This is a genomic window from Salinibacillus kushneri (genome assembly GCF_900111405.1).
In the GTDB taxonomy this organism is placed as follows: Bacteria; Bacillota; Bacilli; order Bacillales; family Alkalibacillaceae; genus Salinibacillus; species Salinibacillus kushneri.
On record NZ_FOHJ01000005.1, the window covers coordinates 1 to 11,982 of the forward strand.

Genomic DNA, 11,982 nt, shown 5'->3' on the forward strand with positions numbered 1-11,982 from the left:
GGTCTGAAGTGTCATCCGGTATTAGCTCCGGTTTCCCGGAGTTATCCCCGACTTACAGGCAGGTTGCCCACGTGTTACTCACCCGTCCGCCGCTCGTTCCACAGTCTTCACCCCGAAGGGATCAGCCTGCTTCCCGCGCTCGACTTGCATGTATTAGGCACGCCGCCAGCGTTCGTCCTGAGCCAGGATCAAACTCTCCAATAAAAGTTTTCCTGTTGCTCATTCATCAATGCTATCAAAATAGCGAATTGACGTACTGGTTGTTTTGTTCAGTTTTCAAGGTTCGAAGTCCGTCACTCTCAAAGCGACTTAAATATTATATCAAGTTACCAACCGGATGTCAATAACATTTTATATTGTTTTACGCTCTATTTAAAGCGACAATTAATAATCTAACATGCTTGCCGATTGATTTCAACAATTAATTTAACGCAAAAATCAAAAATGTGTTTTTTGCTTAGCAAGCAACAATTAATAATTTACCATGAATCGCCCCAACTTTTCAACAACAAATTATTTCCAATTCTTACAATCTTTTTTAGTGACAAATACATCAGAACATTCATTTTCAATAATTAGATGAATATCATTTATTAGTTAACTGGTTTGCTAGTCATGTTGTTACGAAGACTGCAAATAATATACCATTTCAAATTGAGTAAAACAATACTAAGTTTACCTGTAAATTTTTCCATAGTACCTGTTTATTAAAATGTTGCTTTGCTTAAAGTAAGGTGAGCTAAAGAGAGGAGTATACTCGCTTTCTGCTTTCTGCAGACAACTTGTATTAATCTCCTCATTTATATACTGTAGGAGTCTATACTTCTTCCTTATGCAAATCTCATATAAGTTCTTTATCTGAAGAACAACATCTTTAGATTATACCTCCATAATTAGATGCCTATACCTTTCCTTCTTCTGTATATTATGTATAAGCCTCTAGAATGATGCATCCCCTTTTAAATAAGGAGTCATTCTAACCAAATCACAATTAGCGATTGGATATATACTTGAACCAGAATATAAAACACAATAGCGAAGAAGAGGTTAAACTGGATTCCATTTTTAAATCCACTCATTCCATTTTGCCCACTTAATATAATGATGGGCATTAACAATGGAGAAAGAAGAATGGAAATTACACTCCCTGAAGTTATGGCCATTACAATGAGTTCAGGCGGATATGGAAGGTCTATGTTTTGCAGAATTCCCGCTACTAAAACCATAACGGTTAAAGGTCCTAAACCTAGAAAACCTAATATAATCACGATAAACGGGAGAAAATACAGGAAATTCAGTGAAGGCAATCCTTCCTGTATAATATCCACACCGGAAATAATGACATTAGCAAAACCGGTCTGGTTCAAACTGAAAATCATCATACCAGCACCCAGCATAACACTAAATTGGTACGATTGATTAACCATACCCTTGCGAAAATAGGTTTTCATCTCCTGAACAAGTTTTCCAGTACGCTTTTTCACAATAAAATAGACGAACGTCCAAACCACAACCACTAATGGAACAATAACCATAAGATCAATTGGCCAGAATTCATGAAGAACAAAAATTGTGCCAAAAAGAGTAATAAATAAGAAAAGAAATTCTCCCGCTTTATTCCCTTGCTCAAAATCTGAAGAATCACTTAGAACTTTTTTCATTTCCTGATTAATAATTTGGGTTAAATCCACACCGTACTTCTTCTCTTCAAAATGTGAAAATAAAACTGCGATTACCAATCCACAAACGGAAATGAAAAGGCCTTGTAAAATAGATAACCATAATGAAGCGTCCAATGCTTCAACCGCAAAAATAAAGCTTGGAATCGTTACAACCCAAATCGTAGAAAGAGCAAAAGATCGAACCAGTGCTGTCCCTTTAAAACGTTCCAGCGGTTCTCCGTGCTGATTACCAACCATTTTATTGACAAACTGATACATCATCGGAATTGATCCAAATAACAGAAAGTACGCAATGACTTGCGTAAAAGAAGCGATTCCGATATACATTTTTCTGCTAGTGTTAATAAACCGGTAACTTGAGTACATGATACTCTCAATATAGGGCTCAGTGTTCAGCACCCAGCTAATCATCGGTATAATGACTAAAAGACCAATAATATCCCGCATTAAAATAAGACCATTACGAAATCCCTCAATAATGGATGTGTCAGATAATACGAAAATCAAAATGCCTAAACTTACAAGAAATAATGGTAATTTAAATTTGTTTAAAGAAAGCAAAAAAGCGGCAAATAATAATAAAAAGAATCCACTTAATGCTTCAACATGTAGTAAAAATTCACTTTCATAGAAATATGTAATGAAATGTAATAGTGCATATAAGGATATGGAAATGCTTAATCCCCATTTCATATAGGTAAACATGGTTTAACTCCTAACTTCTATTAAAATAACCTATCCTGCTTCCTTTATAAAATCCTTTTCCACGTACTCCTATTTTGTAAAAGATAAATTTATAAAAATAAATGAACAACACCACTTCCATTACTCCAACTGCATCAAAAGATATTACTATTTTCAACCAATTCCTTATGCTGGTCAACCCACTCTAATCAACGTAGTGGTTTGTACCAGAAACAAAAAATACTCTCGTTTTCCATATTATACAAAATAATTTGCACAATACATGTCGATATATCCGATGTTCCTCTGACGCTATCTAATCCTTATTTTATTTCATATCTATAATGTGATTCTAACATTATAATTTTTTGTAAAAAGGAATTTTGCAGAAAGTAAAGAACAATTAATTAGAGAATATTCGAAAGGAGGCAATCAAACTGACTTCACCAAAGCTGCCTTTACAACCGTATGAAAGAAAATGTCTGAGAAAAGCCCGAATCAAGATCTGTGACATTAAGATTTTTAGTCAACATGAGTTAGCTCCGATTTTAGAGACAACCCAAGAAAGAGCGAAAAAATTAATAGCAATGGCTGTCTTTCAAGAAGCCCCTTCCATAGGACCAAGCCTGGCTGAAAAAATTGTAAATGACCTTGAGATCTACGATTTAAATACAATGAAGAATAAAAAGGGCGGAGAATTATTTGATCAGCTGGAAAAACAATTGGGTGTTTGGACAGATCCATGTGTAGAGGACCAAATTCGCTGCTTAATTTATTATGCGAACAACCCTCAAAGCAGAAAAAGGTGGTTTGACTTTACTCAAGAACGTAAAGCCTATCGAATCAAGTATGGCTACCCTGATTCCAGACCTGCAAAAGCATGGTATGAAATCAATGAAAGTTAGAAGATTTATACATATCATATATTTTCAGTAGCTCGGAATGTCCAAAAGATTACAGAACAAAAACGGAAAGTGCCTGTTTAGCGATATACAGATTGAACTAAGGCTGGAGGAGATTTAGGAAACACAATGTACGGAGGATTCAATGCTGACTTAAAGGAAATCACGCTAGTTATGGCCATTTTATACCACAAAAAAATCCCGTACCCCTTTTTATAAGAGATACGGGATTTCTACTTATGACGAAAAGTCTCATTCCCTGCTTAAATGCTCAAATTCATCTCTTAACGAGCGCTTTAGCACCTTTCCACTAGGATTCTTTGGCAGTTCTTCCTTAAAGGCTACATACTTGGGCACTTTGAAAGTTGACAAATGATCCTTACAAAAATCTACCACCGCCTCTTTTGTAATCTCAGCCCCATATTTAAGTACAATAATTGCCGTTACCGCTTCAATCCAGTAGGCATCTGGAATGCCAATAACAGCTACCTCAGATATACCGTCCATTTGATAAATGGCTTCTTCTACTTCACGACTTGATACATTCACACCGCCTGTTTTAATCATATCTTTTTTGCGATCCACAATGGTTATGTATCCGTCCTCATCCATAATGCCTAAATCACCACTATGGAACCAGCCATTTTTGAAGGCTTCTGACGTCTTTTCCGGATCATAAAGATATCCCTTCATGGCATGCGGGGTTCTGTGTACAATTTCGCCCATTTCTCCCCGCGGGACTTCTTCATCATTCTCATCCACGATTTTAGTTTGCATATTTAAGGATGGTGTTCCAGCCGAGCCTAACTTACGAAGCTGATCCTCTGGGTGTAGAGCTGTGGCAAGAGGTGCTACCTCTGTTTGTCCGTAAAAATTCCAAAAACGGGCATTAGGCAATCGTTCTGAAAGCTCTTTTAAAACTTCCCGAGGCATAATAGCAGCACCATAATAGCATTTTTCTAACGAAGATAAATCACGGTTATCAAAATCCGGATGGCGAAGAAGGGCAATCCAGACAGTTGGCGGACAAAATAATTGTGTAGCCCCCTCTTTTTCCACCGTTTCGAGCACGACTTCCGGATTGGCTCCATCTAATATAATACCACTTGCCCCAAGGTAAATACTTGGGCCTAAAAAACAATGAAGCTGGGCGCTATGATATAGAGGTAAGGCGTGGACAAACACATCTTGTTCTTTCATGTCCCCGTCAACAATACAACTCACATATTCACTTATTATACTTTTATGTGTAAGCATGACACCTTTTGGTCTGGATTCCGTACCACTTGTATAAAGTACATGAGCTAGGTCATCATCTTCAATGTCTATATCTGCAAATTCCGTTGGTTGTTCTTTTCGAGCAATGGATAACGGAGTCCATTCCGAAAGCTCAGGAGAAATTTCACTTAATTCAGGCACATCCATTAGGTAACGGAACTTAATTTCCAAGTACCCTGCCGATTGATCTAAAACGGGAGCATATTCCTCTGAGGCGATAAAACCGCACACACCAGCATGATCCAAAATATATTTTACGTCATTCGTTGTCAGCATATAATTAATCGGAATCATAACAGCCCCAATACGTGCCAATGCAAAATTAGCAATAGCAAAATCCAGACTGTTTCGGGACATGACCGTAATCATATCGCCTTTTTTCATGCCATCTTTTAAAAAACCATGGGCTGTCTGGTTAACTAAATCATCTAGTTCCCGATAATTCAATCGTTGATCCCGATAAGCAAGAGCAAATTTATCCGGCATTCTGTCTCTCGTACGCGCAAGCAAATCTCCTAACGTGTTTCTTCTTGCTCTTTCCAGCACCTTACTTAATCCTTCATTTACATTCGTATTCAACCGCACGCATCTTACACTCCTTCAAAAATTGTTTTGAAGATGTCACTTGCTGAATATTCTGTATTTTTAGTTTATTTTAGTTAAAACGTATAATCAAGTACTAAAATCCGTGATATTTGTCGAAAAGGAAAACCCATTCCTTTAAAGGTTTTGAGAACAGGCTTTCTGGGATAAATGATTTTGTCGAACACTTTTCCAGTTATAGTAAAAAAGCGCAAAAAGCTAGCCTAGCTCCTCGCGCCCTTTTATAAGATCAATTAAAATGTACTAAACCAGTATCCAATAGCAGAGCCAATATAATTTCCAATAATATAACCAAGAGTTCCTACAATTAAAATTGGTGCTACAAGCTTGCTCCACCCTTTTGATATAGCCATTGCAGCAGCTGTTGTCGGGCCGCCAATGTTTGCATTACTAGCCACAATGACATCCTCCAGGTTAAATCGAAACAGCTTTCCAAATGTAAAGGAAAATACCATGTTTAATCCTACCATAATGAACACGAGAACAAACAACAATGGTGCATTTTGCAGGATTAGTGGTAATGATGCAGGAACGCCAATGACAACAAAGAAAATATAAATGAAATAAGTACCGATCTCCTGTGCACCGTTAATATTTTCAAAAAAGCCCGAAAAAAGGGTTACGGCTAGAACGGTAATCGTTGTTAGCATTAAGTAATGATCCCCAAACAAGCCATTAAACATATTTAAGAAAAAGTTGACATTTTCACCTGACGGAATCAGATTTGCAAACATATCGGCCAAAGTAAAGGAAATGGCCACAAGTATAAAAGACGAACCAACGGCTAACCCGATATCCTGCAGGGAGATTTCCTTGCCCTTCCAATAAGAAGCAGCTAAATTTTTCTTTCCATTTGGGTCCTTTTGTTCCACTTCATCAATATGGGGCGTCTTAAAATGCTTTCGAAAAAATGGGAGTGCCGAAATAGATATTAGAATGAGAAAATATAAGGCCATCATCATGTTATCCGCGACAACAACGGATGATACCATCTCTGAAGGGGTTTCAAATCGTGCAGATAAAGCAGCTAAATTCACACTTCCACCAATATACGAGCCTGTCATCATTCCTGTAATCTCATCCAGACCTGGAATAAAATCCTTTAGCAGGTAAAAGCCAACGACAGCACCCGCAACCGTTCCAATGGCACTTAGTAAAAACATCAATAAAAGTCTTCTACTTTCCTTCCAAATTTTTAACAAATTCGATTGAAATAGTAAAAGCGGGATTGCTAATGGAACAACATAATCCCAAACCGTATCATAAACAGGTGATTCTAAAGGTATGACATTTAAATTAGCTAAAAGCATGGCACCAACAAGAGCAATAATAGCCCCGGAAACCTTTGAAGCCCATTCATATTTTTGTTCCAGGTAAATACTAACAGCAGCCCATCCTGCTAAAAACGCCCAAAGAATCCATATGTCATCTGTTTGAATGATTGAATAAGACAATGACTACACCTACTTAATGAAAATTCTATCGCTACTATACCATAATTTGTAGTGTAGTTGGAAAGCTTAGCTGTTAAAAAGCAGTCACCTGCTCCAGGATGACTGCTTACTATCCATATGATATTATGCTGATTGCGCCTCTTGTTCTTCTACTATAGGAGATGACTTTTTAGAAGGAAGCATAAAAAATATGATATTCAAAACAATGGCCGTGACACTACCTGCTACGATTCCATTGCTTGTTAAAATTTGTACACTTTCAGGCAGCCTGGAAAATAGCTCGGGAACAACCGTAACTCCAAGACCCATTCCAACTGAACAAGCAACAATCATTGAATTTTCCGGGGAATCTGTAATTACACGACTTAGCATTTTTATTCCCTGGGAAATCACCATACCGAACATCGCAACCATTGCACCGCCCAATACAGCTGTTGGAATAATGGTTGTAAAGGCTGCAATTTTAGGTATAAAACCGAGAGTAATTAACATGATTCCAGTTACCATAATGACTTTACGGGACTTCACGCCTGTCATTTGTATCAATCCTACATTCTGCGAAAAGGCTGTGTAAGGAAAAGCATTAAAAATACCTCCAAGTAAGATAGCTAAACCTTCTGCTCGATAACCTCTTGATAGATCCTTTTCTTTTAATTTTTGGTTAGTCATATCTCCAAGAGCAAAATAAACCCCAGTTGATTCTACTAAAGAAACCATGGCAACTAATATCATGGTTAATATGGCGGACCATTCAAAGGTCGGTGTGCCAAAATAAAAGGGTTCAACCATGTGAAAAACCGATGCTTCTGTTACAGCCGAAAAATCGACTTTCCCCATTATAGCTCCAGCAATTGTCCCTGAAATTAAACCAATTAAAATAGAAATGGAACGGATAAATCCTTTGGTAAAACGATACATCAAAACAATAAAGAGAAGCGTTCCAAAAGCAAGGGTAATATTAGAAATGGATCCAAAATCGTCAGCACCTTCTCCTCCACCCATATTATAAATAGCTGTAGGAATGAGAGTAATACCAATAATGGTTACCACTGTTCCTGTCACAACTGGTGGGAAAAACCGGACTAACTTTCCAAAATACTTGCTGATGATAATAACAAATAAACCGGAAATTAAAATAGCTCCATAAATGGCAGAAACACCATACTGCCCACCGATTGCGATCATTGGTCCAACCGCCGTAAATGTACAACCAAGAACGACTGGCAGACCTATTCCAAGAAAACGCGTATTTACCACTTGAAGAATGGTTGCCACTCCACACATAAGGATATCAATGGCTACTAAATACGTAAGCTGCTCTGATGTTAATCCTATAGCTTCACCGACAATGAGTGGAACTAAAATCGCCCCAGAATACATGGCTAATAAATGCTGAATGCCCAATGCTGCTGTTTTCATACGGTTACATCCTCCTTTTGAAAGGTTACCTTTTTATTGGTTAAGGATTTTATAATGGCTAATGATTCTAGCTTAATCCCTTGATTTCTAAGCTGCTTTCCACCTTCTTGAAAGCCTTTTTCAATCACGACTCCAGCTCCAACACAAGCAGCTTTCGCCTGTCTAATGACATCCATTAATCCTAACACTGCCTGCCCATTAGCTAAGAAGTCATCAATTAGAAGTACCCTATCATTTTTAGCAAGATAATCCTTCGCCACAGAGATCTGGTTCGTATCTTTCTTTGTGTATGAATAAACTTCTGCAGTATATAAATCATCTGCGAGGGTTAATGACTTTTTCTTCCTTGCGAATACCACCGGAACCCCTAATTCTAACGCTGTCATTGTCGCAGGAGCGATTCCAGAAGACTCCAGGGTTAATACTTTCGTTACTCCATTTCCTAAAAAACGATCCGCAAATTCTTTCCCTATTTCCTGCATTAGGACAGGATCGACTTGATGATTTAAAAATGAATCGACCTTTAAAACTGTGTCGGATAGAATTTTGCCTTCTTGCAAAATCTTTTTCTGTAAATGTTCCATGTGCTGTCTCCTCTCTACTTCTGGAAAATCAGTTAAGTAAAAAATAAAAAGCTCGAAATAATTGCTTTACCATAAACCATGAGAAAGCACATTTCGAGCTTTTCCTACCCAAATGAGACGTCATAGGTACTGAATATCTTTTCAGATTCCCTCGACGGTTTTGCTTTTTCATAGTCAATCTATTTACGGTAGATCGGTAGAAACTGGCGGGCCATATTCCCGCGATTATATGAAAATGCAACAACTATTCAGTTGTAAATTCAGGATAAAAAACTGCCCGGAAACTCCTGCTTTCATCGACATGAAAACAAGGATTCCCCGGACAGTTTCTGTAAATAAAAATCTAACACACCCAACAATCAAATTGGGCGCCTGTTATCGTTCCTTGCTTTCCATAGTCGATTTATTTACGGTAAATCGGTAGAAACTTGCAAGCCATATTCCTGCATTTATATGAAAAGTCTATAATATTGTTAGGTACAGTATAGCACGTTCATTAGCAAAAACAACCCTTCGTATAAATTTCTGATTTTTAAGAACAATATATTAATTATGGGGACAGTCCCTTCTGTACAAAATAATATATGGCTTTGATGGATCGGGCAAGCAGAATAATGAACAGCTGGCTAAAATCATAAGGAAAAACAAAAAATTCCAATTATACAAATTCTTTTATTTTCGATATAATAATAGCAATCTGATACATAGTACTCATCTTGATTTCTCTAGATTATACCCTTCTGACTCCATGCATACATGAAGCTATTCAGAATTCCAGAATGCTAAAGCTACCTTTTTAATAGTTATATTATAAAAGAAGATTGAAAGGGGTACACCTTGATGGACACAATAGAAAGTATTTTAAGCAGTATAGTTGATTTTGGAAACACGATTTTTTGGGATTATATTCTTGTTTATTTATTAATTGGTGCGGGTATCTATTTCACCTTCCGTAGTCGATTTGTTCAATTTCGTTTATTTAAAAATATGTTCGGGGTGCTTGGAGAAGAAGCGGTTGAACAAAGTGGGAAAAAGGGTATTAATGCTTTTCAGGCTTTTAGTATTAGTATTGCATCCCGTGTTGGAACCGGAAACTTAGCAGGTGTAGCATTAGCTGTAGCTATTGGCGGACCTGGAGCAGTTTTCTGGATGTGGGTAGTTGCCTTAATTGGCATGGCTACCGCTTTTATCGAAAGTACACTCGCACAAGTGTATAAAGTTCCTGATAAAGAAGGATTTCACGGAGGTCCAGCCTATTACATTGAGCGGGCATTGGGACAAAAATGGATGGCAGTGCTATTTTCTATTTTAATCACCATCACATTTGGTTTAATCTTTAATGCCGTTCAGGCTAATACCATTTCTATGGCCGTTGAGCAGGCCTTTAACATTGACCGGACCTGGACAGGAATTATTTTAGTTATATTAGCCGGTTTAATTATATTTGGAGGACTTAAAAGAATTGCAATTGTATCAGGTACCATCGTCCCCATTATGGCGATTATTTATATTGCCGTATCCATTATCGTCGTTTTTATGAATTTGTCTGAAATTCCAAGAATTTTTGCGATGATATTCCAGCATGCATTTGGTATTGAACAAGTTTTTGGTGGTGGAATGGGTGTTGCTCTTATGCAAGGAATCAAACGAGGACTATTTTCCAATGAAGCTGGTATGGGAAGTGCGCCAAACGCCGCAGCAACCGCTGGTGTAAGCCACCCGGCAAAACAAGGGCTTGTTCAATCCTTAGCAGTCTTTTTTGATACCATTGTCATTTGCAGCTTTACAGCGTTTATTATTATGCTTTATGAAGATTTTGCAAGTGTAACAGAGGATGGCATTCAATTAACTCAAGTTGCCTTCAGTGCACAGATCGGAAACTGGGCTACAATCTTCATTGCTCTTACCATCTTCTTATTTGCCTTTAGCTCTGTTATTGGAAATTATTATTATGGAGAAACAAATATTGACTTCATGAAAAACGGAGGACCCTTTAGAAATATTTATCGAATCGCTGTATTAGCGATGGTATTCTTAGGCTCTAAAGCCTCCATCGACATTGTATGGAATATGGCTGACTTATTTATGGCAATGATGGCTGTTGTAAACTTGATTGCTATCATACTATTAGGGAAAATTGCCTTTGCTGTATTAAAGGATTACATTAAACAGAAAAAAGCTGGTAAAGATCCTCAGTTCCATATGTCTAACATTCCAGGACTTAAAAATGTAGCATGGTGGGGCGCTCAGGATCAGGAAAATAAAAATTCATAATAAAAAGGGCAAGTGCAAGGTGTTCACCTGCACTTGCTTTTTTTTATTTATCCAAGCCAAATTGAAATACTGTTCGTTTCTCATAATTCTGATGGGGATGCAAAAGCACACTTGGTAATCCAGTTTCGTGTAAGGACGCTGGTGAAGCCTGGGTTTCAAAGCATACGCCCAAATGCTTTTTTGATGTTCCTTCAGCAAGTTGAAGACCCTCAGCTAAATTATTGGATGTATACATCACCATTCCCGGTTGGTCTGTTTGAATGGAAAGCACTCTGCCACTCTGTTCATCTTTTACTTTCACTTTTTGCGCAAGTCCTTTATCATAAATATAATAATGATCATATCCATTTCCGGCTATATCATTTTGAGGGTGTGTACTACTCATGCCATCCTTCAATTTTCGACCACTTCTAAAGTCAAAAGGTGTATTCTCAACATCCAAAATTGTACCGGTCGGAATTAAATCTTCATCAAGCTCCAGAAAGTGATGACTGTCCATTCTCACTTGGTGATTTTCAATCGTTTCCTTCAAATTCCCACTTAAGTTAAAATAGGAGTGATTGGTTAAGGTGAGTGGAGTTGTGTGATTTGTATTTGCCCGGTAGTCGATGATGAACTCATTATTATTGGTTAAGGTGTAGAATAATTCTATTTGAACCTCACCTGGATATCCACCTTCTCCATCCTTACTCATATGATGCAGTTTAACTCCTGCCCCCCCCTCTTCTTCAAACAGTTCAGAATCCCATACCACCTGGTTTAGACCGTAAGAACCCCCATGTAAATGATGAGGTCCGTCATTTGCTTCTAAATCATAAGATTGACCATTTAATTCAAAGCCTGCATGCTTGATTCTTCCAGCAACCCTTCCGATTACAGCACCAAGGAAATTAGTATCTTTTTCGTAATCCTTCACATTTTTATAGCCTAGTACTACATTTTCTAGGTTTCCTTCTCTATCAGGTACCAAAATCTTTGTAATGATTCCTCCATAATTAAGTACATGGACTTCCATGCCAAAATCATTTTTCAGAATATAGCTAGTCCAATTTTCTGCAACCCGATTTGTATAAATCTCCATAAGAAAATCACTACCTCTATA

Annotated in this window: 8 protein-coding genes, 1 rRNA gene and 2 riboswitches; of the genes, 2 read left to right on the forward strand and 7 right to left on the reverse strand. The window is 37.6% G+C overall.

The annotated features are described in order from the left end of the window. Positions 1 to 204, reverse strand: a 16S ribosomal RNA gene (locus tag BMX63_RS08340); the annotation flags it as partial. 767 nt (positions 205 to 971) lie between these two features. Further along, the gene (locus BMX63_RS08345) at positions 972 to 2,387 is read right to left on the reverse strand and encodes a hypothetical protein (protein WP_093134106.1); all 1,416 of its coding nucleotides are present in this window, start codon (positions 2,385 to 2,387) and stop codon (positions 972 to 974) included. Between the two features lie 566 nt (positions 2,388 to 2,953). On the opposite strand from BMX63_RS08345, the gene BMX63_RS08350 reads away from it, so the two are divergent. Continuing rightward, positions 2,954 to 3,271: a helix-hairpin-helix domain-containing protein gene (locus BMX63_RS08350; protein WP_245732778.1), complete on the forward strand. Its 318-nt coding sequence runs from the start codon at positions 2,954 to 2,956 to the stop codon at positions 3,269 to 3,271. 249 nt (positions 3,272 to 3,520) lie between these two features. Here the strand turns inward: BMX63_RS08350 and BMX63_RS08355 are convergent, their stop codons facing one another. The 4 genes from BMX63_RS08355 to BMX63_RS08370 all read right to left on the reverse strand — a co-directional run bounded on the left by BMX63_RS08355 (position 3,521) and on the right by BMX63_RS08370 (position 8,606). Continuing rightward, a complete protein-coding gene (locus BMX63_RS08355) occupies positions 3,521 to 5,125 on the reverse strand; it encodes an acyl-CoA synthetase (RefSeq protein WP_177167257.1) in 1,605 nt (534 codons plus the stop codon). A 257-nt stretch (positions 5,126 to 5,382) separates the two neighbouring features. Then, positions 5,383 to 6,603 carry a DUF819 family protein gene (locus BMX63_RS08360; protein ID WP_093134110.1) on the reverse strand — a complete coding sequence of 407 codons (1,221 nt, stop codon included), beginning with the start codon at positions 6,601 to 6,603 and terminating at the stop codon, positions 5,383 to 5,385. A 123-nt stretch (positions 6,604 to 6,726) separates the two neighbouring features. Continuing rightward, positions 6,727 to 8,022: a nucleobase:cation symporter-2 family protein gene (locus BMX63_RS08365; protein ID WP_093134113.1), complete on the reverse strand. Its 1,296-nt coding sequence runs from the start codon at positions 8,020 to 8,022 to the stop codon at positions 6,727 to 6,729. Further along, positions 8,019 to 8,606 (reverse strand): xanthine phosphoribosyltransferase, encoded by a 588-nt coding sequence (locus BMX63_RS08370; RefSeq protein WP_093134116.1) that lies wholly within the window; start codon positions 8,604 to 8,606, stop codon positions 8,019 to 8,021. The genes BMX63_RS08365 and BMX63_RS08370 overlap by 4 nt, the downstream gene beginning before the upstream one ends. A gap of 151 nt (positions 8,607 to 8,757) precedes the next feature. Further along, positions 8,758 to 8,859, reverse strand: a riboswitch (purine riboswitch). A gap of 122 nt (positions 8,860 to 8,981) precedes the next feature. Further along, positions 8,982 to 9,083: riboswitch (purine riboswitch) on the reverse strand. 363 nt (positions 9,084 to 9,446) lie between these two features. Here BMX63_RS08370 and BMX63_RS08375 point away from each other — a divergent pair. Further along, on the forward strand, positions 9,447 to 10,880 hold the full coding sequence (locus BMX63_RS08375; protein WP_093134118.1) for an alanine/glycine:cation symporter family protein: 1,434 nt from the start codon (positions 9,447 to 9,449) through the stop codon (positions 10,878 to 10,880). Between the two features lie 43 nt (positions 10,881 to 10,923). On the opposite strand, the gene BMX63_RS08380 is transcribed toward BMX63_RS08375, so the two are convergent. Further along, a complete protein-coding gene (locus BMX63_RS08380) occupies positions 10,924 to 11,961 on the reverse strand; it encodes an aldose epimerase family protein (RefSeq protein ID WP_093134121.1) in 1,038 nt (345 codons plus the stop codon). Between the last annotated feature and the right edge of the window lie 21 nt (positions 11,962 to 11,982).